The 22615-nt window shown below is 73.6% G+C and carries 21 protein-coding genes; 17 read left to right on the top strand and 4 right to left on the bottom strand.

The window, feature by feature from the left end:
* Nucleotides 1-7: 7 nt before the first annotated feature.
* The gene (locus ACGFT1_RS19520; protein ID WP_373910200.1) at nt 8-676 is read right to left on the bottom strand and encodes an N-acetylmuramoyl-L-alanine amidase; all 669 of its coding nucleotides are present in this window, start codon (nt 674-676) and stop codon (nt 8-10) included.
* Nucleotides 677-757: 81 nt separating this feature from the next.
* Between ACGFT1_RS19520 and mnmA the strand changes: the two genes are divergently transcribed.
* Nucleotides 758-1885, top strand: coding sequence for a tRNA 2-thiouridine(34) synthase MnmA (mnmA, locus tag ACGFT1_RS19515; RefSeq protein WP_373910199.1), 1128 nt, complete (start codon nt 758-760; stop codon nt 1883-1885).
* Nucleotides 1886-1949: 64 nt separating this feature from the next.
* Here mnmA and ACGFT1_RS19510 read toward each other — a convergent pair whose 3' ends face one another.
* Nucleotides 1950-2273: a DUF427 domain-containing protein gene (locus ACGFT1_RS19510; protein WP_373910198.1), complete on the bottom strand. Its 324-nt coding sequence runs from the start codon at nt 2271-2273 to the stop codon at nt 1950-1952.
* 65 nt (nt 2274-2338) lie between these two features.
* Here ACGFT1_RS19510 and ACGFT1_RS19505 point away from each other — a divergent pair, with 65 nt between their 5' ends.
* The 15 genes from ACGFT1_RS19505 to ACGFT1_RS19435 all read left to right on the top strand — a co-directional run bounded on the left by ACGFT1_RS19505 (nt 2339) and on the right by ACGFT1_RS19435 (nt 18982).
* The gene (locus ACGFT1_RS19505; protein ID WP_373910197.1) at nt 2339-2869 is read left to right on the top strand and encodes a TIGR00730 family Rossman fold protein; all 531 of its coding nucleotides are present in this window, start codon (nt 2339-2341) and stop codon (nt 2867-2869) included.
* A 40-nt stretch (nt 2870-2909) separates the two neighbouring features.
* Entirely contained in the window at nt 2910-3608 is a 699-nt protein-coding gene (locus ACGFT1_RS19500) for an SDR family oxidoreductase (protein ID WP_373910196.1), read from the top strand.
* A gap of 31 nt (nt 3609-3639) precedes the next feature.
* Nucleotides 3640-4647, top strand: a complete 1008-nt coding sequence (locus ACGFT1_RS19495; protein WP_373910195.1) for a methionine synthase — start codon at nt 3640-3642, stop codon at nt 4645-4647.
* A 15-nt stretch (nt 4648-4662) separates the two neighbouring features.
* Nucleotides 4663-6858, top strand: a complete 2196-nt coding sequence (gene ligA, locus ACGFT1_RS19490) for an NAD-dependent DNA ligase LigA (protein ID WP_373910194.1) — start codon at nt 4663-4665, stop codon at nt 6856-6858.
* 259 nt (nt 6859-7117) lie between these two features.
* Nucleotides 7118-9358, top strand: coding sequence for a putative bifunctional diguanylate cyclase/phosphodiesterase (locus ACGFT1_RS19485; protein WP_373910193.1), 2241 nt, complete (start codon nt 7118-7120; stop codon nt 9356-9358).
* Nucleotides 9359-9501: 143 nt separating this feature from the next.
* The gene (gatC, locus tag ACGFT1_RS19480) at nt 9502-9798 is read left to right on the top strand and encodes an Asp-tRNA(Asn)/Glu-tRNA(Gln) amidotransferase subunit GatC (RefSeq protein ID WP_031117542.1); all 297 of its coding nucleotides are present in this window, start codon (nt 9502-9504) and stop codon (nt 9796-9798) included.
* Between the two features lie 6 nt (nt 9799-9804).
* The gene (gene gatA, locus ACGFT1_RS19475; RefSeq protein ID WP_373910192.1) at nt 9805-11304 is read left to right on the top strand and encodes an Asp-tRNA(Asn)/Glu-tRNA(Gln) amidotransferase subunit GatA; all 1500 of its coding nucleotides are present in this window, start codon (nt 9805-9807) and stop codon (nt 11302-11304) included.
* Complete coding sequence (locus ACGFT1_RS19470; RefSeq protein WP_356824359.1) at nt 11301-11540, top strand: hypothetical protein; 240 nt, start codon at nt 11301-11303, stop codon at nt 11538-11540. Before gatA ends, ACGFT1_RS19470 begins: the two co-directional genes overlap by 4 nt.
* A 16-nt stretch (nt 11541-11556) precedes the next feature.
* On the top strand, nt 11557-13068 hold the full coding sequence (gene gatB, locus ACGFT1_RS19465) for an Asp-tRNA(Asn)/Glu-tRNA(Gln) amidotransferase subunit GatB (RefSeq protein WP_373910191.1): 1512 nt from the start codon (nt 11557-11559) through the stop codon (nt 13066-13068).
* Nucleotides 13069-13218: 150 nt separating this feature from the next.
* Nucleotides 13219-13578: a hypothetical protein gene (locus ACGFT1_RS19460; protein ID WP_373910190.1), complete on the top strand. Its 360-nt coding sequence runs from the start codon at nt 13219-13221 to the stop codon at nt 13576-13578.
* Between the two features lie 152 nt (nt 13579-13730).
* Nucleotides 13731-14306 (top strand): GNAT family N-acetyltransferase, encoded by a 576-nt coding sequence (locus ACGFT1_RS19455; protein WP_373910189.1) that lies wholly within the window; start codon nt 13731-13733, stop codon nt 14304-14306.
* 35 nt (nt 14307-14341) lie between these two features.
* Nucleotides 14342-14998, top strand: coding sequence for a hypothetical protein (locus tag ACGFT1_RS19450; RefSeq protein WP_373910188.1), 657 nt, complete (start codon nt 14342-14344; stop codon nt 14996-14998).
* Between the two features lie 198 nt (nt 14999-15196).
* A complete protein-coding gene (locus ACGFT1_RS19445; RefSeq protein WP_373910187.1) occupies nt 15197-15370 on the top strand; it encodes a hypothetical protein in 174 nt (57 codons plus the stop codon).
* A gap of 299 nt (nt 15371-15669) precedes the next feature.
* Nucleotides 15670-18714 carry an AAA family ATPase gene (locus ACGFT1_RS19440; RefSeq protein ID WP_373910186.1) on the top strand — a complete coding sequence of 1015 codons (3045 nt, stop codon included), beginning with the start codon at nt 15670-15672 and terminating at the stop codon, nt 18712-18714.
* A 37-nt stretch (nt 18715-18751) separates the two neighbouring features.
* Nucleotides 18752-18982, top strand: coding sequence for a DUF6191 domain-containing protein (locus ACGFT1_RS19435; RefSeq protein WP_373910185.1), 231 nt, complete (start codon nt 18752-18754; stop codon nt 18980-18982).
* A 124-nt stretch (nt 18983-19106) separates the two neighbouring features.
* On the opposite strand, the gene ACGFT1_RS19430 is transcribed toward ACGFT1_RS19435, so the two are convergent.
* The gene (locus tag ACGFT1_RS19430; protein WP_373910184.1) at nt 19107-20270 is read right to left on the bottom strand and encodes a sorbosone dehydrogenase family protein; all 1164 of its coding nucleotides are present in this window, start codon (nt 20268-20270) and stop codon (nt 19107-19109) included.
* A gap of 96 nt (nt 20271-20366) precedes the next feature.
* The gene (locus ACGFT1_RS19425; RefSeq protein WP_373910441.1) at nt 20367-21365 is read right to left on the bottom strand and encodes an aldo/keto reductase; all 999 of its coding nucleotides are present in this window, start codon (nt 21363-21365) and stop codon (nt 20367-20369) included.
* Nucleotides 21366-21440: 75 nt separating this feature from the next.
* On the opposite strand from ACGFT1_RS19425, the gene ACGFT1_RS19420 reads away from it, so the two are divergent.
* Nucleotides 21441-22418 (top strand): 2-hydroxyacid dehydrogenase, encoded by a 978-nt coding sequence (locus ACGFT1_RS19420; RefSeq protein WP_373910183.1) that lies wholly within the window; start codon nt 21441-21443, stop codon nt 22416-22418.
* Nucleotides 22419-22615 lie beyond the last annotated feature (197 nt).

The raw sequence follows: 22615 nt of genomic DNA, 5'->3' as shown, positions 1-22615 counted from the left end.
CCGGGGCTCACCCGGCCGCCGGGGGCCCGGGACGTGCGGCGCGGACCAGGCGCAGATAGCGTTCCCAGTCCCAGAACCGGCCCGGATCCGTGTGGTCCGTGCCCGGCACCTCCGCGTGCCCCACGATGTGCGCACGGTCGGCGGGTATGCCGTAGCGCCGGCATATCGCCGCCGTCAGCCCTGCCGAGGCCGTGTACAGGGCGTCCGTGAAGGACGAGGCGTCTTCCACGAACCCCTCGTGCTCGATGCCGACGCTGCGCTCGTTGTACTCCCGGTTGCCCGCGTGGAAGGCGACGTCCAGCTCCCGGACCAGCTGGGTGACCCGTCCGTCCCGGCGCACGACGTAGTGCGCCGCCGCCCCGTGCGCCGGGTCCTGGAAGACCTTCACCGCCGAGGCGTAGCCGCCCTGGGTGACATGGACGACCACCCGGTCCACGGAGTAGTCGTCCGGCCGGTCCGCCCGCCGGTAGTTCGCCGGGGAGGCCGCCACCCAGCGCGCGCCCCGGAAGTCCACCGCGCCCGCCACCCGGGACCGCTCCACCCCGGGCAGCCGCCACCACAGCCGCGCCAGCTCCTCCCGGGCCAGCACTGCCGTGCCCAGCGCCGCCGCGGCCCCGCCGGCCAGCAGGGCCCGCCGCCCCAGCCGCCGGTCCGAGTCGCCCGTCCCCGTCGCCATCGTCACCCCCTCGTCGCCCCTGCCGTCCTCAACGGCTGCCCGGCCCATCCGGTTCCCACGTCCCCGTACCCTGGAAGGGCTATGACTGACACCCCGCAGCGCACCCGCCCCCTCCGCGTCCTCGCCGCCATGTCCGGCGGGGTCGACTCCGCCGTCGCCGCCGCGCGCGCCGCGGAAGCCGGCCACGACGTCACCGGCGTCCACCTCGCGCTCTCCGCGAACCCGCAGTCCTTCCGTACCGGCGCGCGGGGCTGTTGCACCATCGAGGACTCGCGCGACGCCCGGCGCGCCGCCGACGTCATCGGCATCCCGTTCTACGTCTGGGACCTCGCCGACCGCTTCCGCGAGGACGTCGTCGAGGACTTCGTCGCCGAGTACGAGGCCGGCCGCACCCCGAACCCGTGCCTGCGCTGCAACGAGAAGATCAAGTTCGCCGCGCTCCTGGACAAGGCGCTGGCCCTCGGCTTCGACGCCGTCTGCACCGGCCACTACGCCAAGGTGATCGTGCGCGAGGACGGCTCCCGCGAACTGCACCGCGCCTCCGACATGGCGAAGGACCAGTCGTACGTGCTGGGCGTGCTGGACGAGAAGCAGCTCGCCCACGCGCTGTTCCCGCTCGGCGACACGGTCACCACCAAGGAGGAGATCCGCGCGGAGGCCGAGCGCCGGGGCCTGGCCGTCGCCAAGAAGCCCGACTCGCACGACATCTGCTTCATCGCCGACGGCGACACACAGGGCTTCCTGGCCGGCCGGCTCGGCAGGGCCGAGGGCGACATCGTGGACGAGTCCGGCACCCGGCTGGGCACGCACGAGGGCGCGTACGGCTTCACCATCGGCCAGCGCAAGGGACTCAGGATCGGCACCCCGGCCGCCGACGGCAAGCCCCGCTACGTCCTGGACATCTCCCCGGTGACCAACACCGTCACGGTCGGCCCGGCCGAGGCCCTGGACGTCACCGCCCTCACCGCGATCAGGCCCCGCTGGTGCGGCACCGCGCCCACCGCCGCGGGAACCTACACCGCGCAGCTGCGCGCCCACGGCGGAGAGACCGAGGTGACCGCCGAACCGGTCGACGGCGAGCTGCGCGTCATCTTCACCGAGCCGGTCCGCGGGGTCGCCCCCGGTCAGGCGATCGTGCTGTACGACGGCACGCGCGTGGTGGGTTCGGCGACGATCGCGGCCACCACGCGCGCGTCGGCGGCGGTCTGAGCCCGCCCACCGCGTCCGTCCCCGGCCGTGCGGGCCCCTCCCGCACGGCCCCGGCACCGGCCGGTCAGGACACCTCGGCGTCGTAGAAGCAGAAGTGGTCCTTGATCTCGGCGACACCCGGCTTCGGGTCCGGGTACCCCCAGACGAGGTCGGGCGCGTCCGGCAGGGACCAGTACGACGCCGTGCCCTTGAAGGGGCAGACGGTGTGCGTGTCGGAGGGAGTCAGCAGGTCCAGGCGCACGTCCTCGGCGGGGACGTAGTACCGCACCGGACAGCCCGTCTCCCGCAGCTCCAGCGAGCGGTCGGACTCGGCGAGCACCAGGCCGTCGCGCTCCACGCGCACGTGCCGCCCGCTCTTCTCGATAGTGATCGTGTGTCCTCGGGTCATACCGGGTCAGCACCGCGCGGGCCGCGCTTCTTCCCGCCCGGGCCGGTCACCGTACGGTAGGAGCCATGAACATCTGCGTCTTCCTGTCCGCCGCCGACCTCGACGAGCGGTACACCCGCCCCGCGCGCGCGTTCGCCGAACTGATCGGAAGGGCCGGCCACACCCTGGTGTGGGGCGGTTCGGACGTCGGCCTGATGAAGGTGGTCGCCGACGGTGTGCACGAGGCGGGCGGCAGGCTGCTGGGCGTCTCCGTGGAGTTCCTGGCGAACAAGGCGCGGCCCGGCGCCGACGAGATGGTCATCGCCGCCGACCTCGCCGAGCGCAAGAAGCTGCTGCTGGAGAAGGCCGACGCCGTGGTGATCATGGTGGGCGGCACCGGCACGCTCGACGAGGCCACCGAGATCCTGGAGCTGAAGAAGCACGGCCGCACCGACAAGCCGGTCGTGCTGCTGAACACCGCGGGCTTCTACGACGGGCTCCGGCAGCAGTTCCTGCGCATGGAGGCCGAGGGCTTCCTGCCCCGCCCGCTGTCCGAGCTGGTCTTCTTCGCCGACGAGCCCGCCGCGGCGCTCGCACACCTCCAGTCCGCGACATGACCGGCTGCCGCCGCGGGGTCCGGTGCCCGCTGATGCGAGCATGGCGGGCATGGCTACTCATGTGATCACCGGAGCCGGTTCCGGCATCGGCGCGGCCGTGGCCCGCCGGCTGCACGCGCGCGGGGACGACCTCGTGCTGCACGCGCGCGACGCGGGCCGCGCCAGGGAACTGGCCGCGGAGTTCCCCGGCGCCGCCACCCTCGTCGGCGACCTCGCGGACCCGGACCGGCTGTCCTGGGCGTTCTCCCACCAGACACTCCCGGGCAGCGTGGACTCCCTGCTGCACATCGCCGGCGTCGTCGACCTCGGTGACGTCGGCGAGCTGACCCCGAAGTCCTGGCACCACCAGCTCAATGTCAATCTGATCGCCCCCGCCGAGCTGACCCGGCACTTCCTGCCGCAGCTTCGGGCGGCCCGCGGCCATGTGATCTTCGTCAACTCCGGCTCCGGGCTGAACGCCCACGCCGGCTGGTCCGCGTACGCCGCCTCCAAGCACGGACTGAAGGCGCTCGCCGACTCCCTGCGCCAGGAGGAGCACGCGGCCGGTGTCCGGGTCACCTCCGTCTACCCCGGCCGCACCGCCAGCCCCATGCAGGCCAAGGTCCACCAGCAGCAGGGCGAGGAGTACGACCCGGCCCGGTGGATCGATCCCGAGTCGGTCGCCACGACGATCCTGATGGCCCTGGACCTGCCGCGGGACGCGGAGGTCAACGACCTGACGGTACGACCGGGGCGCTGATCCCGGCCGCCGGGTTCCGTAGGCTGCCCCGGTGAGCGAAAACAGCGTGTTCAGGTTCGGTGGCGCCACCGGTGTCGGGTCCCTGCCCGGTGGCGATGCCCGGGAGGCCGCCAGGACCGCCACCGGGTCCTTCGAGGACTTCCCCTTCCTTGCCGAGCTGCCCGCGCGCGGACCCGGCGCCGACATGATCGGCCGTACCGCCGGCATGCTGGTCGAGCTGTACGCGCGCGTGGAGCCCAGCGGCTGGCGGATCGGCGACCGGCCGGGCCGGGACACCCGGCGGGCCCGGTCCTGGCTCGGCGAGGACCTCGACGCCGTCGAGGAGTTCACGCAGGGCTACGAGGGCGATCTGAAGGTGCAGGCCGTCGGGCCCTGGACGCTGGCCGCGGCCCTGGAGCTGAGGAGCGGCGAGGCCGCCCTGGCGGACCCCGGCGCGTGCCGGGACCTCGCGGCCTCGCTCGCCGAGGGACTGCGCCTGCACCTGGACGAGGTGCGGCGCCGCGTCCCCGGCGCCCGGATCGTCCTCCAGCTCGACGAGCCCTCCCTGACCGACGTGCTGCGCGGACAGGTGCGGACCGCCAGCGGCTACCGCACGCACCGCGCGGTGGACCGGCAGGTCGTGGAGGCCACGCTCCGGGACGTCGTCGCGGTGAACGGCGCCGGGCCCGTGGTCGTGCACTCCTGCGCCCCGGACGTGCCGTTCGCGCTGCTGCGGCGGGCCGGCGCGGCAGCCGTCTCCTTCGATCTCGCGCTCCTCACCGAGCGTGACGACGAGGTGATCGGCGAGGCCGTCGAGGGCGGGACCCGGCTGTTCGCCGGTGTCGTGCCGGGCACGGACGGCCCATTGTCGGACCCTGCCGGTAGCGTCATGGGTGTCAGGACGCTGTGGCGCAGGCTGGGGCTGCATCCGGGGCTGCTCGCGGAGGCGGTCACGGTGACCCCGGCGTGCGGTCTGGCGGGCGCCTCCCCGGGCTACGCACGCCAGGCGCTCGCCCACTGCGCCCAGGCGGCGAGATCCCTCGCGGACAACCCAGAGTAACGGGAGGACAACACGGTGGCCGGCGACAAGCAGGCGGAGACGACGGCGGTGCCCGCCGAGGCCCGCGAGAGGCACGTGCGGCTGGCGGAGCAGATCGAGGAGCACCGCTTCCGGTACTACGTGAAGGACGCTCCGGTCATCAGCGACGCGGAGTTCGACACGCTCCTGAAGACTCTGGAGGCCCTGGAGGAGGAGTATCCGGAGCTGCGCAGCCCGGACTCGCCGACCCAGAAGGTCGCCGGGGCGTACGAGACGGAGTTCACCGCGGTCGAGCACCGCGAGCGGATGCTCTCGCTCGACAACACCTTCAACGACGACGAGCTGGCCGCCTGGGCCGACCGCATCGCCAGGGAACTGGGCGGCCAGGCCTACCACTTCCTGTGCGAACTGAAGGTGGACGGCCTCGCGGTCAACCTCACCTACGAGAAGGGCCGGCTCACGCGCGCGGCCACCCGGGGCGACGGCCGCACCGGCGAGGACATCACCCCGAACGTCCGGACGATCGCGGAGATCCCGGACCGCCTCGCAGGCGACCGGGTGCCGGACGTGGTGGAGATCCGCGGCGAGGTCTACTTCCCGATGGAGAAGTTCCTCGAACTGAACGAACGCCTCGTCGCGGCCGGCGACAAGCCCTTCGCCAACCCGCGCAACGCCGCCGCCGGTTCGCTGCGCCAGAAGAATCCACGGGTCACCGCCACCCGCCCGCTGCACATGGTCGTCCACGGCATCGGCGCCCTGGAGGGCTACACCGGCATGACCCGGCTCTCACAGGCCTACGAGCTGCTGAAGAGCTGGGGACTGCCCACCTCCCCGCACAACCGCGTGGTCGACGACCTGGACGGCGTACGGGAGTTCATCACCTACTACGGCGAGAACCGCCACTCCGTCGAGCACGAGATCGACGGGGTCGTGGTCAAGCTGGACGAGCTGCGCCTGCAGGGGCGGCTCGGCTCCACCGCGCGGGCCCCCCGCTGGGCGATCGCCTACAAGTACGCGCCCGAAGAGGTCAACACCAAGCTCATCGACATCAAGGTGGGCGTCGGCCGTACCGGCCGCGTCACGCCGTACGCCCAGGTCGAGCCGGTCACGGTCGCGGGCAGCGAGGTGGAGTTCGCGACCCTGCACAACCAGGAGGTCGTCCGGGCCAAGGGCGTCCGCATCGGCGACACGGTCGTCATCCGCAAGGCCGGTGACGTCATCCCGGAGATCCTCGGCCCGGTCTACGACCTCCGGGACGGCACCGAGACGGAGTTCGTGATGCCGGGCGAGTGCCCGGAGTGCGGCACGCCGTTGCGGCCCATGAAGGAGGGCGACATCGACCTCCGCTGCCCCAACGCCCGTGCGTGCCCGGCCCAGTTGCGGGGCCGCGTCTCCTACCTCGCCGGTCGTGAGTGCCTGGACATCGAGCACTTCGGCGAGGTGGCCGCCGCCGCGCTCACCCGCCCGCTGGAGCCGGCCGACCCGCCGCTGGTGGACGAGGGCGACCTGTTCGACCTGACGGTGGAGAAGCTGCTGCCCATCAAGGCCCACGTCCTCGATCCCGCCAGCGGGCTGCCCAAGCGCGATCCCAGGACGGGGGAGGAGAAGGTCGTCACGGTCTTCGCCAACCAGAAGGGGGAGCCGAAGAAGAACACCCTGGCGCTGCTGGCCAACATCGAAGCCGCCAAGTCCCGTCCGCTGGCCCGCTTCCTGAACGGACTGTCCATCCGGCACGTCGGCCCGGTGGCCGCGCAGGCCCTCGCGCGCGAGTTCCGCTCCCTCGAGCGCATCGAGCAGGCGACCGAGGCGGAGCTGGCGGCCACCGACGGCGTCGGGCCGATCATCGCCGCCGCGCTCAAGGAGTGGTTCGCCGAGGACTGGCACCGAGAGATCGTCCGCAAGTGGAAGGCCGCCGGAGTCCCCTTGGAGGACCGGTCGTCCGGCGAGGACGAGGGGCCGCGCCCGCTGGCGGGGCTCACGGTCGTCGTCACCGGCACGCTGGAGAGCCACACCCGGGACGGCGCCAAGGAGGCGCTCCAGAGCCGGGGTGCGAAAGTGGTCGGTTCGGTGTCGAAGAAGACCTCGTTCGTCGTTGTGGGTGACAACCCCGGTTCGAAATACGACAAGGCCGTACAGGCGAAGGTTCCGATCCTCGACGAGGGCGGTTTCGGCGTCCTTCTGGAGCAGGGGCCCGAAGCGGCGGCCGAAGTCGCGCTTCCGACCGAGGAGTAGCGGTTGAAGGCCACCCGATCGGCGCATACCAGTTGCATACGGGTGGCCCGGGCGCATTCGGGCAACCGTCGAAGACCGCTGCCCGTGGAAGCCTTCCGCGGCCTACTGTTGAGGTGCGCGCCTGCCGTGCCCAGCTGCGGCTGGGGCATCCCCGTGCTCCGAAGAGGCCCGGGGAGGGTTTCTTCGGCGCGGAGCTGCTGATGGTTGTCGGGCATCGGACCGCGTGGCGTGGGCACCGCCGGCTGTGAGAGGGACGGGAATGGAACCGACCGAGAGCGCCGCCCCGGACGCACGGCTGCGCCTGCGCCGCCGCGCGGGCGCGTGGCGGGGAATCCGGTGGAGCGGGCCGGCCGGCGGACGGACGGGCGGGCAGCCGCGCCCGGCCGGAGTGGGCCCCGCCGCCGAGGCACACGCCCCGCTGAACCGGGCCATGGAGTCCGCTTCCGGCCTGTCCGGCGCCGGCACCGAACGGCACCCGTCCTGGCCGGCGCTGCCCGCGGCCGTCGTCGCCGCCGCCGGCCTCGTCCTGGGAGCAGGCTTCTACCGCGCCTACGCCGGTCACCGCGCCCTCTTCCCCTGCGGCACGCTCGGCTGGGCGCTGGCCCTGCTCACCGGCGTCATCGTCGGCCACCTCGTCATGCTGGGCCGCGCCCGCTGGTCGGGCGGCACCGGATCGGGCGCCGCCCTCACCCTCGCCGTCCTGCTGCTGTACGGCTGGGTGCCCGCCGGTCTGGTCAGCCTCACCGTGGTCGTCCTGGTCGGCATCGCCCGCCGGCACCGCTGGCGGCAGGGCGTCCTGCACGGCGCGGTCGACATCCTCGGCATCGGCGCCGGCGCCCTGCTGCTCGGCGCGTTCGGCCGGGTCCCGAGCGTCGAGCAGCCCTGGCGGCCCGGCACCTGGACCGCCGCGACGGCTCCCCAGGTCGTCCTGGTCGCGTGCGCCTATCTCGCCGTCAGCCGCGGCCTGCTGTGGTACCTCCAGGCCCCGCGCGGCGGCGGGGTGCCCACCGTCGCCCGCACCGCCCTGGTCAGACATGGTCTGGTCGCCGTCGCCCTGCTCGGCATCGCGCCCCTGCTCTGCGTCGTCGCCGACGCCCGGCCGGTCCTGCTCCCGCTGTTCGCCATCCCCCTCGTCGCCCTGGACTCCACGCTGTGGATGGCCCGCGCCCGCGCCGAGGAACAGCTGCGCGACCCGCTGACCGGACTGCCCAACCGGCAGTGGCTGCTGGAGCGGATCTGGACCGCCCTCGACGACGCCGAGCGCATCGGTGCCCGCGCCGCCCTCATGCTGATCGACCTCGACCGTTTCCGGTCGGTGAACGACACCCTGGGACATCTCGCCGGGGACCGGCTGCTGCTCCAGATAGCCGACCGGTTGCGCCTCGCCCTGCCGCGCGGCGCCGAGGCCGCCCGCCTCGGTGGTGACGAGTTCGCCGTCTTACTGCCCGTCGCCGACTCCACCACGTCGGCCACGCGCGTCGCCCGCGGCCTCGTCGCCGCCCTCAGCTCCCCGCTGGACCTCGACGGCCTCACCCTCGTCCTGGAGGCCAGTGCGGGTGTCGCCGTCTTCCCCGACCACGCCCTCGACGCCGAAGGACTGCTGCGCCGGGCCGATGTGGCGATGTACCAGGCGAAGCGGGACCGTACGGGCGTCGAGGTGTACGAGTCCAAGCGGGACTCCAACACCCCCGACCGCCTCGGCCTGCTGGGCGATCTGCGCCGCGCCCTGGACGCGCGCGAGGTGCAGCTGCACTACCAGCCCAAGGTCCGCTTCGACGGACAGGTCGCCGGCCTGGAGGCGCTGGTCCGCTGGGTGCATCCCGAGCGCGGCAAGGTCCCGCCGGACGAGTTCATAGCGATAGCCGAGTCCTCCGGCCTGATGCCGCATCTGACGGAGTACGTCCTCGACACCGCTCTCGCGCAGGTCGCCCGGTGGCGTGCGCAGGGGCTGCGGGTCCCGGTCGCCGTCAACGTCTCCCCGCGCGACGTCCACACCCCCGGATTCGCCGGATCGGTCGCCGCGCGACTCGCCCGGCACGGGGTCCCCGCCGGCGCGCTCCAGCTGGAGATCACGGAACACGTCCTGCTGGAGGACCCGCAGCGGGCCGCCGACACCCTTGCCGGCCTCACCGCGCACGGCGTGAAGATGTCCCTCGACGACTTCGGCACCGGTTACTCCTCGCTGGTGCACCTGCGCCGGCTGCCGGTCAGCGAGCTGAAGATCGACCGCTCCTTCGTGGCCCGGCTGGCCGTCGACGCCGAGGACGCCGAGATCGTGCGCTGCACCGTCGACCTCGCCCATTCGCTGGGTCTCCTCGTCGTCGCCGAGGGCGTGGAGGACGACGAGACGTGGGAGCGGCTGCGGGACCTGGGCTGCGACGCGGTGCAGGGATGGCTGGTCGCCGCGGCGATGCCCCCGGACGAGGCCACCGCCTGGCTGCTGGCCCGCGGCACCCGCGGCTGGCAGCGGCCGCGCGCCGCGCTGCCCGCCGCCGAGTAGCCTTCGCCTTCCCGGAAGCGGCCGTATCCGGGACGGGCGCGGCGCCGGTGCGGACGGTGTCACGGCAAACCGTTTCACGGGCACCCGGGCCCGCCCCATAGGATTGGCCCCAAACCACACACTCTCACCCAGAGGATCGCTGCATGCCTGGCATCACGCGCGAGGAGGTCGCCCACCTCGCCCGGCTGGCGCGTCTGGAGCTGAAGCCCGAAGAACTCGACCACTTCGCGGGACAGCTGGACGACATCATCGGCGCGGTCGCCCGCGTCAGCGAGGTCGCCGACCAAGACGTACCGCCGACCTCGCACCCGCTGCCGCTGACGAACGTCATGCGGCCGGACGAGGTCCGTCCCTCGCTCACCCCCGAGCAGGCGCTCTCCGGCGCCCCGGCCCAGGAGCAGCAGCGTTTCAAGGTGCCGCAGATCCTGGGGGAGGACTAAACCGTCATGACGGACAGCAACATCATCAAGCTCACGGCAGCCGAGATCGCCGCGAAGATCGCCTCCGGCGAGCTGACGGCCGTCGAGGTGACCGAGGCGCACCTCGCCCGGATCGAGGCCGTGGACGAGAAGGTCCACGCCTTCCTCCACGTCGACCGCGAGGGTGCCCTCGCCCAGGCCCGCGCCGTGGACGACAAGCGCGCCCGGGGCGAGAAGCTCGGCCCCCTGGCCGGCGTACCGCTCGCCCTGAAGGACATCTTCACCACCGAGGGCGTGCCCACGACCGTCGGCTCGAAGATCCTCGAAGGCTGGATCCCGCCGTACGACGCGACGCTCACCAAGCGGCTGAAGGCCGCCGACGTCGTCATCCTCGGCAAGACCAACATGGACGAGTTCGCCATGGGCTCCTCCACGGAGAACAGCGCGTACGGCCCCACCGGCAACCCCTGGGACCTCACCAGGATCCCCGGTGGCTCCGGCGGCGGCTCCAGCGCCGCCCTCGCCGCCTTCCAGGCGCCCCTGGCCATCGGCACCGACACCGGCGGCTCCATCCGCCAGCCGGCCTCCGTCACCGGCACGGTCGGCGTGAAGCCGACGTACGGCGCGGTCTCCCGGTACGGCATGGTCGCCTTCTCCTCCTCCCTGGACCAGGGCGGCCCCTGCGCCCGTACGGTCCTGGACGCGGCTCTGCTGCACGAGGTGATCGCCGGGCACGACCCGCTCGACTCCACCTCGATCGACGCCCCGGTCCCGCCGGTCGTCGAGGCGGCCCGCAACGGCAGTGTCGCGGGCATGCGCGTCGGCGTGGTCAAGCAGTTCCGCGGCGAGGGCTACCAGGCCGGCGTCATCCAGCGCTTCGACGAGTCGGTCGAGCTGCTCAAGGAGCTGGGCGCCGAGATCGTCGAGCTGGACTGCCCGTCCTTCGACCTCGCCCTGTCGGCGTACTACCTGATCGCGCCCTCCGAGTGCTCCTCCAACCTCGCCCGTTTCGACGGCCTGCGCTACGGCGCCCGGACCGGCGACGACGGCACGCACTCCGCCGAGGAGGTCACCTCCCTCACCCGTGAGGCGGGCTTCGGCCCCGAGGTCAAGCGCCGCATCATGCTCGGCACGTACGCCCTGTCGAGCGGCTACTACGACGCGTACTACGGCTCGGCGCAGAAGGTCCGCACGCTCATCACGCGGGACTTCGAGAAGGCGTTCGAGCGGGTCGACGTGATCGTCTCCCCGACGACCCCGACCACCGCCTTCCCGATCGGCGAGCGCGCCGACGACCCGATGGCGATGTACCTCGCGGACCTGTGCACCATCCCGACCAACCTGGCGGGCAACGCGGCCATGTCCCTGCCGTGCGGTCTCGCCCCGGAGGACAACCTCCCGGTGGGACTCCAGATCATCGCCCCCGCGATGCGGGACGACCGGCTCTACAAGGTCGGCGCCGCCGTCGAGGCGGCCTTCGTGGAAAAGTGGGGGCACCCGCTGCTCGAGGAGGCTCCGTCGCTGTGAGTGCACTGACCAAGGCCAAGGGCTTCAAGAAGTCCAGGTCCGGTACCTACCTGTCCATGGCCGGGACCGCGTTCGGCGCGTTCGGTGTGGCCAAGCGTCTGAAGAAGGCCCGCGCCGAGCAGGACACGCTGGTCCTGATCGACGCCACCGTGTCCGCCGTCGCGATCGTCACCGGCCTCGCCATCCTCTACCGCGAGCTGAAGCGGCTGGGCGACGACGACGTCCTGCTGGGCTGAGAGGGAAGTTTTCACCGTGACCACCACGACCGACCTGGTGTCGTACGAGGACGCGCTGGCGTCGTACGACCCCGTCATGGGCCTCGAGGTCCATGTCGAGCTCGGCACCAAGACGAAGATGTTCTGCGGGTGCTCGACCGAGCTGGGCGCCGAGCCCAACTCGCAGACATGCCCCGTCTGCCTCGGCCTGCCCGGCGCGCTCCCGGTCGTCAACGCGACCGGCGTCGAGTCCGCGATCAGGATCGGTCTCGCGCTGAACTGCGAGATCGCCGAGTGGTGCCGTTTCGCCCGGAAGAACTACTTCTATCCGGACATGCCGAAGAACTTCCAGACCTCCCAGTACGACGAGCCGATCGCCTTCAACGGCTACCTCGACGTGCAGTTGGAGGACGGCGAGACCTTCCGCGTGGAGATCGAGCGCGCCCACATGGAGGAGGACACCGGCAAGTCCACCCACGTGGGCGGCGCGACCGGCCGCATCCACGGCGCCTCGCACTCGCTGCTCGACTACAACCGCGCCGGCATCCCGCTCATCGAGATCGTCACCAAGCCGATCGAGGGCGCCGGTGAGCGCGCCCCCGAGGTGGCGAAGGCGTACGTCCGTGAGCTGCGCGAGGTCATCAGGGCGCTCGGCGTCTCCGAGGCCCGCATGGAGATGGGCCAGATGCGCTGCGACGTGAACCTCTCGCTGCGCCCGCACGGCCGCGAGAAGTTCGGCACGCGCAGCGAGACGAAGAACGTCAACTCGCTGCGCTCCGTCGAGCGCGCGGCCCGCTTCGAGATCCAGCGGCACGCGGCGGTGCTGTCGTCCGGCGGCACGATCGTGCAGGAGACCCGCCACTTCCACGAGGACACCGGGTCCACGACCTCGGGCCGCGTGAAGGAGGAGGCCGAGGACTACCGGTACTTCCCGGAGCCCGACCTCGTCCCGGTGGCGCCCTCGCGCGAGTGGGTCGAGGAGATCCGCGCGGCCCTGCCCGAGCTGCCGCTGGTCCGCCGCACCCGGCTGCTCGCCGAGTGGGGCATCTCCGCCACCGACATGCAGGCGATCCTCAACGCCGGCGCGCTGGACCTGATCGTCGACACGATCGACGCGGGTGCCGACGCGGCCTCCGCCCGCAAGTGGTGGATGGGCGAACTGGCGCGCAGCGCCAACGAGTCCGGCACCGCGCTGGACGAGCTGGCGATCACCCCGCAGCAGGTGGCCCGGGTCACCGAGCTGGTCGCGAAGGGTGACCTGAACGACAAGCTGGCCCGCCAGGTCATCGAGGGCGTCCTCGCGGGCGAGGGCGGCCCGGACGAGGTCGTCGACAAGCGCGGGCTGAAGGTCGTCTCCGACGAGGGCGCGCTGACCACCGCCGTGGAGGAGGCCATCGCCGGCAACCCGGGCGTCGCGGACAAGATCCGCGGCGGCAAGGTGGCCGCGGCCGGCGCCCTGGTCGGCGCGGTCATGAAGGCCACGCGCGGCCAGGCCGACGCGGCCCGGGTCAAGGAGCTGATCCTGGAGAAGCTGGGCGTCGAGGGCTGAGCCCCGTCGTCGCACGGCTGACCGCACGGCCCCGGAAGCATCGCTTCCGGGGCCGTCGCCGTCTTCGCACCAGGGAAGGCGACGGTCCTCGGGCCCCGCGCGCGGCCCCGCGTCCGGTCTCCCGGACGGGAGGCGCTACGCTCGCCCGCCATGAGTGGACGCACCAATTCCGGCCCCGTGCCCGCGATGACCGAGCCGGACGACCCGCGGCGGACCGCGGCGGACGGCGGGCAGGGGACCGCTGACGGCGCGCCGGAGGACGTCGAGGACGCCCGGCGGGCCCGCTGGACGGCCACCGGCACCGGAGCCCTGCTGACCCTGGCCGGACTGGCCGCCGCGCTCCTGCGGAGCACCGGCACGGCCCCGGCCCTCGTCCCCGCCGCCTACGCCCTCGGCGCCGCGGTGTGCGCCCTCGCCGCGGCCCTCGGCGCCCGGGGCCGTACCCGCAGGGCCCTGTGGCTGCTGATCGCCGGGACGATGGTCATGGCGCTCGGAGACCAGTTCGACTGACGGACCGGGTGCGACCCGCACGCCCCCGGACGATCATTCTCACCCGCAAGAGCCCTCCACACCGGTCCGTGCCCTCGCCGCCGGGTGCCGTGCCGCCCATGAGAGGCTCTCCGCGGTCTCGACGGAGGAACTGCGGAAGGAGCAGCGCCGCGATGTACGCGACATCCCTGGGTGACGACGGAGCCGAACTGCGACCCCTGGAGGTCTGGCACGCCGGGGAACTCCTCGCCCACATCGACCGCGGGCGGGAGTTCATCGGCCGGCACGTCGGGCTGCCGGACGTGGTGTCCGACCTGGACGGGGCCCGGGCGTGGCTGACGTCGTACGCGGACAAGCGCGGCGCCGACGCCGGCAGCGTGCACGGGATCTGGCTGGACGGAACGCTCGTGGGCGGGCTGCTGTTCCGCGTGTGGGACACCCCGAGCGGCGTCTGCGAGGCCGGCTGCTGGCTGGAGCCGGCGGCGGCCGGGCGCGGCCTGGTCACGCGTGGCCTGCGGGTACTGCTCGACTGGGCCTTCGAGGAGCGCGGCATGCACCGGGTGGAGTGGCACGTGTCCTCCGCCAACGAGCCGAGCATCGGCGTGGCCCGGCGGCTGGGCATGAGCCGCGAGGGCGTGCTCCGCGAGAACTACCCGCACCGCGGTGTGCGCACCAGCACCGAGATCTGGGCCGTGCTGGCACCCGAGTGGCGTGCGGCACGCGCGCGCACCCCGCACAGCGGGTGTTAAGAGACCTCTCAGACAGCGTCCGTACGGTGCCGGGCATGGCAACGAAGACATCGGAAGGCGCCGAGGCCGGCCCCGGGGCGCGCACGGACGACGAGACGACCACGGCGGCGGCCGGAACCGCCGGGCGGGCGCAGACTTCCGGGAACACGCAGGCCGGGGACGCGCCGGCTCCCGGCAGCACGGAGGCCGCGAAGCGGGACGCCGAGGTGCGCGACGCGCAGGAGGAGGGCGCGCACGGGGCGCCGTCCGGGGAGGACGGGCACGGGACCAAGGCCGAGGCCGCCGCTGACCGGGCGCCCTCCGGGGTCGGCCAGGGCGCGGGGGCCGTCGTCTCCGCCGCGCTGGGCCTCGTCTCGCTCAGCGGCGGCTGGATCGGCACCGTCGCCTCCGCCCGCGAGCAGCTCGTCGGCCAGCTGCGGACGTCGTCCGCGGCGAGTGTGTCCCGCCAGCTCAAGGAGGTCTACGGCGACGCCTGGCACACCACCGCCCTGTGGGCCGGTCTGTTCGCCCTGGCCGCGCTGTTCACCGGTGTCGTGGTGCTGGCCCGCCCCGCGTTCGGCGTCCCCGGCCGCCCGCAGGCCGCCTGGACCAGGTCGGTCGCCTGGGCGGGCGTCTCGCTCGGCGTCATCGGACTGCTCCTGGCCGTCCTGAAGTATTCCGACGCCCTGCTCGGCCTGCCCTCGGCCGGCTGAATCCCGGCGGATCCCCAGGGGCCTTAGGACGACCGTGCGCGCCGCACGGGCGTCCTAAGGCCCCTTACGCGCGCGTGCGGCCCCGCCGGCCGGCCGAAGATGCGGAACTTCCCCGATGTGGCACGCCCCCTGCGGGGACGAGGGTGGAGTCCGTCGCAGAACGCGACGCACGACACCGCCCGCACCGAAGGATCCGCCGTGTACGAGCTGGAACTGCAACGCATCCGGTCCGCAGAACTGCGCCGCCAGGCCCAGCGGGACCGCCTGGCCCGCGAGGTCGTCCGCGCCCGCCGCGCCGCCCGCCACGACGCCCCGGCCGCCGAGTCCCATACCGAGCGGCCCCGCCGGACCCGGCTGCCGCGCACCGCGTGACGACGCGGGCGGAGGGCGACCGCACGGGGGTCGGCCGCCCACGCCCCGCCGGCCCGGGACGTACGGCTGCCCGGTGCGGCAGCGGGCCCCTTCCGGCCACCGGTACGCCTCCTCGGGCCGGCGGTACGGCTCATGGGACGGCCGGTACGGCTGCTGCGACCGCTGCCGGGACCGCCGGTACGACTCCCCGGGCTGCCGGTGCGTCCTTTTCGCCCACCGGTACGCCGCCTCCCCCTGCCGGTACGACCATCGCATCGGGGGTGTGGAAAACCGGTGCCCGGCCGCACCGGCCCCGTGCGATGCTCGGGCCCGTGGAGACCTGGTTCGTCAGTCCCGTGTTCGTCGGCCGCACCGACGAGCTGGGCACGCTGCAAGACGCGCTCGCCCGTGCCGCCGAGGCCGAGCCGCAGGCGCTGCTGCTCGGCGGTGAGGCGGGCGTCGGCAAGACCCGCCTCGTCGAGGAGTTCGCCACGGCCGCCGCCCGCCGTCATGCCGTCGTCGCCGTCGGCGGCTGCGTGGAGGTCGGTGCCGACGGACTGCCGTTCGCTCCCTTCTCCACCGCGCTGCGCGCCCTGAGAGACGCCCTGCCCGAGGAGTTCGCCGCCGCGGCGGCGGGCCAGGAGGAGGAGCTGGCCCGGTTGCTGCCCGACCTCGGCGAGGCCGGTGCCGGCCGTCACGACGAGCAGGGCATGGCCCGCCTGTTCGAGCTGACCGCCCGGCTGCTGGAGCGGGTCGCCGCCGCACACACCGTCGTGCTCGTCCTTGAGGACCTGCACTGGGCCGACGCCTCCACCCGCCACCTCCTCGCCTACCTCTTCCGCACCCTGCGCGCCGGCCGGCTCCTGGTCCTCGCCACCTACCGCTCCGACGACATCCACCGCCGCCACCCGCTGCGCCCCCTGCTCGCCGAGCTTGACCGGCTGCGCACCGTCCGCCGTATCGAGCTGGCCCGCTTCACCCGCGACGAGGCCTGCCGTCAGATCGCCGGCATCCTCGCCGCCGAACCCGACCCCGCCCAGGTCGACGAGATCTACGACCGCTCCGACGGCAACGCCTTCTTCATCGAGGAACTCGCCGTCGCCGGCCGCCAGGGCGGCTGCGCCGGCCTCACCGACTCCCTGCGCGATCTGCTGCTGGTCCGGGTCGAGGCCCTGCCCGAGAGCGCCCAGCGGGTCACCCGCGTCGTCGCCGAGGGCGGCTCCACGGTGGAGTACCGGCTGATCGCCGCCGTGGTCCAGCTCTCCGAGGACGACCTCATCGAGGCGCTGCGGGCCGCCGTCGGCGCCAACATCCTCACCGTCACCCGGGCCGGCGACGGCTACCGCTTCCGGCACTCCCTGGTCCGCGAGGCCGTCGCCGACGACCTGCTGCCCGGCGAACGCTCCCGGCTCAACCGCCGTTACGCCGAGGCCCTGGAGGCCGACCCCGGGCTCGTCCCGGCCGACGCCCGGGTGATGCGCCTGGCCAGTTACTGGTACCACGCGCGCGACGCCGCGAAGGCCCTGCCCGCCGTCCTCGCCGCATCCGTCGTGGCCCGTCGCCGGCACGCCTACACCGAGCAGCTGGGCCTGCTGGAGCGGGCGATGGAGCTGTGGGACGGCGCCCCGCGGGAAGTGCGCCGAGCCCTGCGCCCCGTCGACTGCACCGAGGCGTACCCTCCGTGCGGCTGCGACCCGGCCACCACCCCCCTGCGCTATCTCGACCTGATGGCCGAGGCCGCCGTGGCCGGCCGCTTCGGCGGCGAGCGGGAACGCGCCCTGAAGATAACCAAGCGGGCCCTGAGTCTCCTGGACGACGAGCCGGACCCCCTGCGCGCCGCCTGGTTCTGGGTGCAGCGCTCCCGGCTCGTGCAGGCCCAGGCACGCGGCGACGGCCGGCACGAACTGGCCACCGCGCAGGACCTGGTACGCGGTCTGCCGCCGTCCGAGGTGCACGCCGAGGTGCTGGCGGTCGCCGCCAACTGGTCGATGCAGCACCGGCCCGGCCCCGAGGCGTTCGCCGCCGCCGAGCGGGCCGTGGAGTACGCGCGGATGGTGGGCGCCCGTGAGACCGAACTGCACGCCCGCCTCACCCTGGGCGGCCTGATCGTCGACTCCGGCGATCCCGAGACCGGCCTGGCGCAGATGCGGCAGGTCCTGCGGGAGACCCGGGCGGAGGGCATGCACCCGGTCGCTGGCCGCGCCTACGTCAACCTGCCGTCCGCGTTGCAGAGCATCGGCCGGGACCGGGAGGCCGCCCCCCTGCTGCGCGAGGGCGTCGACTTCTGCCGGCGGTACGGGCTGCTGGACTCCGAGGCCTGGGTGTGGGGCAACCTGTCCGACGCGCTGTACTCGCTCGGCCGCTGGACGGAGGCCGCCGAGGCCGCCGCCCACGCGACCCGGGTCGGTCACAGCGCCAAGCCCCGGGGCGCGGGTGCCCTGCGTCTGGCCCACCTCGCCCTGGCCCGGGGTGACCTCGCCGAAACAGCCCGGCAGCACGCCGCCGCCCGCGCCCGGTACGGCACCCACGACCCGATTCCCCAGCAGTCGCTGCCGCTGGCCCGGATCACCGTCGGTCTCGCCGCCGCGGAGGGCCGTCTCGCCGACGCCCGCGCCGCGCTGCTCCAGGCCCTGGACGCCGGCCTGCCGCCCGGCACCCACCGCTACGGATGGCCGCTGCTGCTGGCCGCCGCCACCGCCGAGGCCGACGCCCGCTCCCTGCCCGCCGCCCAGCCCGGCCGCGCCGAGTTCCTCGACCGCCTCTCTACGGCCGTGGGCACGCTCACCACCGGCGTCCCCCTCTGGCAGGCCTACGGCCGGTGGACCCGCGCCGAACTGCTGCGCGCGCGGGGCCGGGACACCGCCGGCACCTGGTCGCCGGTCGTCGCCGCCTTCGAGTGCCTGGACCGCCCCTACGACCTCGGCCGGGTCCGCCACCGTCTCGCCGGGGCGCTGCTGGCCGAGGGCGGCGAGGACGAGCGCGACCGCGCGGTGGAGCTGCTCCGGCTGGCCGCGGCGGTCGCCGCCCACCTGGACGCCCGTCCGCTGGCCGACGCCGTCGCCCGGCTCGCCCAGCGCGCCCGCCTCAGCCTGACGCGGGCGCCCCGGCAGGACGCCGTCCCGGCCGACCCGGTCGCGGCACTCGGCCTCACCAGCCGGGAGCGGGACGTCCTCGGCCTGGTCGCGGCCGGCCGCACCAACCGCCAGATCGCGCAGGAGCTGTTCATCTCCCCGAAGACCGCGAGCGTCCACGTCTCCCACATCCTCGGCAAGCTCGGTGTCTCGGGCCGGGGCGAGGCGGCGGCGGTGGCGCACCGGCTGGGACTGTTCGCCACCGAGCCCCTGGCCGCCGAGGCGCGGGGCTGAGACCTGTGCCGGAGATGACCGGCAGAGAGGGGGAGCCGTGTTCGAGGCCTTCGACGACCTGTTCGCACCCGGCCGCAAGCACACCCGGGACGAACAGAACCGGCTCGCGCTGACCCGCGAGGAAGCCGGCGACAACGACCCCGGCCGAGGCCCCATAGACCTCACGTCCGGAAAGGCACTCATACGCCTGCCCGAGCCCAAACCGACGGGGCCCAAACCGGCGGGGCCGGAAGCGGCGGGGCCGGAAGCGGCCGAGCCGTCCGCCTGACCCGACCGCCGAGCCGCGGCCCGCCACGGCCCTCGGCCCGCCGAGCCGCAGCCCTCCGCCCTCCGACTCGCCGCCCCCGCCCGCCGGAACAGCGCCGGACGAGCAGTGACCGGGCTGGTGGGGGCTACCGGACCCGGGCCTCCAGCAGGCGGTCGTCGCCCTTCTTCGGGGTGCCGCGGCCGTCCGTGTTGCTCGTCATCAGCCAGATCCGGTCGCCGCCCGCCGGCACCACCGTACGAAGGCGGCCGTAGACGCCCGTGAGGAACGCCTGGGGGGCGGCCGACGCCGTCGTGCCGCGCAGCGGGACCCGCCACAGCCGCTGGCCCTTCAGGGCCGCCATCCAGACCACCCCGCCGACGGCGGCGATGCCGCTGGGGGAGGCGTCGTCGGTGTGCCACTGGGCGACCGGGTCGAGGAACCCCGGCTTGGCGGACCTGCCCTCGGCGACGGGCCAGCCGTAGTCGCCGCCGGGCCTGATCGCGTTCAGCTCGTCCCAGGTGTCCTGGCCGAACTCGGAGGCGAACAGACGCTGTCGGCGGTCCCAGGCCAGGCCCTGGACGTTGCGGTGGCCGTAGGAGTACACCACGGAGCCGGGGAATGGGTTGCCGGGCGCCGGTTCGCCGTCCGGGGTCATGCGCAGGATCTTTCCGCCCAGGGACTTCTTGTCCTGTGCCAGGCCCCGCCGCCCGCTCTCGCCGGTGCCCGCGTACAGCATGCCGTCCGGGCCGAAGGCGATCCGGCCGCCGTTGTGGATGAAGCCCTTGGGGATGCCCTTGAACACCGTGTCCGGAGCGCCGAGTTGTTCACCGGCCGGCCTCCGCTCGTCGTAGCGCATGCGGACGACGCGGTTGTCCGAGGCCGACGTGAAGTACGCGTAGATCATGCGGTCCGCGGCGTAGTCGGGGGAGAGGGCGATGCCCAGCAGGCCGCCCTCGCCGGCCGGCGCGACCCCGGAGACCGTGCCCAGTTCCGTCTTCCGGCCCGTCCGCCGGTCGATCCGGAGGATCGTGCCCTCGTCACGGGAGGAGACCAGCAGATCGCCGCCGGGCAGCGGCGCCAGTCCCCATGGGGTCTTCAGGCCCTCGGCCACCGTGCGCAGTACCTTCACCGAGCCCTTGGCCGGGGGCGCGGGGAAGGCGGTTCGCGGCGAGGAGGCACCGGGCGCCGCGCCCGTCGCCGTACGTCCGTCGCCCGGCGTCGGCCCGGCTCCGCCGGCGGAGCAGCCGGCTGCCAGCAGGAGGGAGGCCGCGGCCAGCACGGCCGTCACAGCTCGACGTTGCACGATCATGGTCCCTTCGACACGGCGGTCCGGCGGCACGCTCTCCCTCTCTGCCCGCCCGCGCCCTCCCGGGTTCCCGCTCCCCGGTGGCCCATGGCGGGAACGTCAGTCCCACGACTCCTGTGCCGGCGGCAGCCGGGACACCTCCGCCAGGTCCTCCCCGGTCAGCCGCAGTCCGCCCGCCGCCGCGTTCTCCGCCGCCCAGCGTTCCCGCTTGGTGCCCGGCAGGGCGATCACATGGCGGCCCTGCGCCAGCACCCAGGCCAGGGCCACCTGGGCCGGGGTGACGTCGTCGCCGTACCGGCGGGCGATCCGGCGCAGGCCCGCGACGATCGGCTGGTTCGCCGCCATCATCTCGGCCGTGAACCGGGGGTGACGGGCCCGTACGTCATCCGGTTCGAAACCCTGCCCCGGCGTGAGCGTGCCGGTCAGGAAGCCGTTGCCGAGCGGCATCGCCGCCAGCAGGCCCACGCCGCGCGCCTCGCACCACGGCAGCAGCGCCTGAAGCGCCTGCGGCGACCACACCGACAGCTCCGCCTGCACCGCGCTCACCGGGAACACCTGCTGCACCCGCCGCAACTGCCGCAGCGTGGTGTCGTACAGCCCGGCACCGGGGCGGCGCCCGCCGCGCACCCCCATCGCGCACAGGCCCAGCGCCCGTACCTTCCCGGCGCGCACCAGGTCCGCCATCGCGCCCCAGGTCTCCTCGACGGGCACCTCGGGGTCGGCGCGGTGCAGCTGGTACAGGTCGATCACGTCCGTCTGCAACCGCCGCAGCGAGGCGTCGCAGGCCCGCTTCACATAGCCGGGACGGCCGTTGGCCACGAGGTGCTGGTCGCCCACCAGCAGGCCCGCTTTCGTGGACACGAACGCGTCCCGGCGCCGCTCCTTGAGCGCCCGGCCCAGCAGCAGCTCGTTGGTGAACGGGCCGTACATGTCCGCGGTGTCCAGGAGGTCGCAGCCCAGGTCGAGCGCCCGGTGCACGGTTCTGAGCGACTCGTCGCCCCGCCGCCGGGATCCGCTGTACGCCCAGCTCATCGGCATGCACCCGAGTCCGACGGCCCCCACCGCGAGTGCCCCCGCGCCGATCGTCCTGCGCTCCACCTGCTCGTGACCCTCCCTCTGCCCGGCCACCAACCTAACCTCTGCACGCGCGCGTGCCTGACATAGCCTCCTGGCATGACTTCAGACGTGTGGCTGCCCCTTCCGCCCGACGGGATCGAGGGGCTTCCCGAGGGGCCCCGGTACCTGTACTGGGACGGGGGCGAGGACGGTGAGCAGCCGTTTCCCGGCGACCCGGCCCGGTGCGCGGTGTACGTGGTGCCGTACATGAGGCCGTATCCCGTCAGGGTCCGCCCGCTGGCGCAGCTGACCGGCGTCCGGGTCATCCAGACGCTCACCGCCGGCGTCGACGACATCACCGCCCGGCTGGCGGACATCGCGCCGGGCGTCCAGTTGTGCAACGCGCGCGGTGTGCACGAGACGAGCACGGCCGAACTGGCCCTCACGCTGACCCTTGCCGCGCTGCGCGGCATCCCCGGCTTCGTCCGCGCCCAGCAGCGGGAGCGTTGGGAGAGCGGCTTCCACCCCGCGCTCGCCGACAGGAACGTCCTCATCGTCGGCTACGGATCCATCGGTGCCGCCGTCGAGGACCGGCTCGCGCCCTTCGAGGTCGCGCGGGTGGCGCGCGTCGCGCGCTCCCAGCGCACCACGGCGCGCGGTCCCGTGCACCCGATCACCGATCTGCCCTCGCTGCTGCCGGACGCGGATGTCGTGATCCTCTGCACCCCGCTCACGGAGGCCACCCGGGGGCTCGTCAACGCCGGTTTCCTCGCCCGGATGAAGGACGGCGCGCTGCTCGTGAACGTCGCGCGCGGACCCGTCGTCGACACGGAGGCCCTGCTCGCGGAGGTGGAGACGGGCCGGATCAGCGCCGCCCTGGACGTGACCGACCCCGAGCCGCTGCCGCCGGGCCATCCGCTGTGGCAGGCGCCGGGCGTGCTGATCAGCCCGCATGTGGGCGGCCCGTCCTCGGCCTTCCTGCCGCGCGCCCGGCGGCTGCTCGCCGACCAGTTGACCCGGTTCGTGAACCACCGGCCGCTGCGGAACGTGATCCTTACGACGGGGGACGGCAGCGCGGGATCAACCGGGCGGTAACCCGCTTCCGGCACCCTCCGCAACCTTTCGGACGCGGGCTGTACCGGCATATCCGCTGGTCGTCACGGAGCGTAGAGGAACTATGTCCCTGAGTGACGATCCTGGTGTATCGTCCCGACAGGGGCTGCGCCGCTGACCGTTCGGCGCGGGGGATGGACATTTCAGATTTGTGAGGGGGGCGACGGGCGATGCACGGC

The organism is Streptomyces sp. Y20 (genome assembly GCF_043195475.1).
GTDB lineage: Bacteria > Actinomycetota > Actinomycetes > Streptomycetales > Streptomycetaceae > Streptomyces.
The sequence above is the reverse complement of the archived record's forward strand: the minus strand, read 5'-3'. Positions and strand labels throughout refer to the sequence as shown.

Excerpts from the sequence above, each read along its gene's own strand:
- ACGFT1_RS19520 (WP_373910200.1), bottom strand. The coding sequence starts at position 676 with ATGGCGACGGGGACGGGCGACTCGGACCGGCGGCTGGGGCGGCGGGCC.
- mnmA (WP_373910199.1), top strand. The coding sequence starts at position 758 with ATGACTGACACCCCGCAGCGCACCCGCCCCCTCCGCGTCCTCGCCGCC.
- ACGFT1_RS19510 (WP_373910198.1), bottom strand. The coding sequence starts at position 2,273 with ATGACCCGAGGACACACGATCACTATCGAGAAGAGCGGGCGGCACGTG.
- ACGFT1_RS19505 (WP_373910197.1), top strand. The coding sequence starts at position 2,339 with ATGAACATCTGCGTCTTCCTGTCCGCCGCCGACCTCGACGAGCGGTAC.
- ACGFT1_RS19500 (WP_373910196.1), top strand. The coding sequence starts at position 2,910 with ATGGCGGGCATGGCTACTCATGTGATCACCGGAGCCGGTTCCGGCATC.
- ACGFT1_RS19485 (WP_373910193.1), top strand. The coding sequence starts at position 7,118 with ATGGAACCGACCGAGAGCGCCGCCCCGGACGCACGGCTGCGCCTGCGC.
- gatC (WP_031117542.1), top strand. The coding sequence starts at position 9,502 with ATGCCTGGCATCACGCGCGAGGAGGTCGCCCACCTCGCCCGGCTGGCG.
- gatA (WP_373910192.1), top strand. The coding sequence starts at position 9,805 with ATGACGGACAGCAACATCATCAAGCTCACGGCAGCCGAGATCGCCGCG.
- ACGFT1_RS19460 (WP_373910190.1), top strand. The coding sequence starts at position 13,219 with ATGAGTGGACGCACCAATTCCGGCCCCGTGCCCGCGATGACCGAGCCG.
- ACGFT1_RS19455 (WP_373910189.1), top strand. The coding sequence starts at position 13,731 with ATGTACGCGACATCCCTGGGTGACGACGGAGCCGAACTGCGACCCCTG.
- ACGFT1_RS19450 (WP_373910188.1), top strand. The coding sequence starts at position 14,342 with ATGGCAACGAAGACATCGGAAGGCGCCGAGGCCGGCCCCGGGGCGCGC.
- ACGFT1_RS19440 (WP_373910186.1), top strand. The coding sequence starts at position 15,670 with ATGCTCGGGCCCGTGGAGACCTGGTTCGTCAGTCCCGTGTTCGTCGGC.
- ACGFT1_RS19430 (WP_373910184.1), bottom strand. The coding sequence starts at position 20,270 with ATGATCGTGCAACGTCGAGCTGTGACGGCCGTGCTGGCCGCGGCCTCC.
- ACGFT1_RS19420 (WP_373910183.1), top strand. The coding sequence starts at position 21,441 with ATGACTTCAGACGTGTGGCTGCCCCTTCCGCCCGACGGGATCGAGGGG.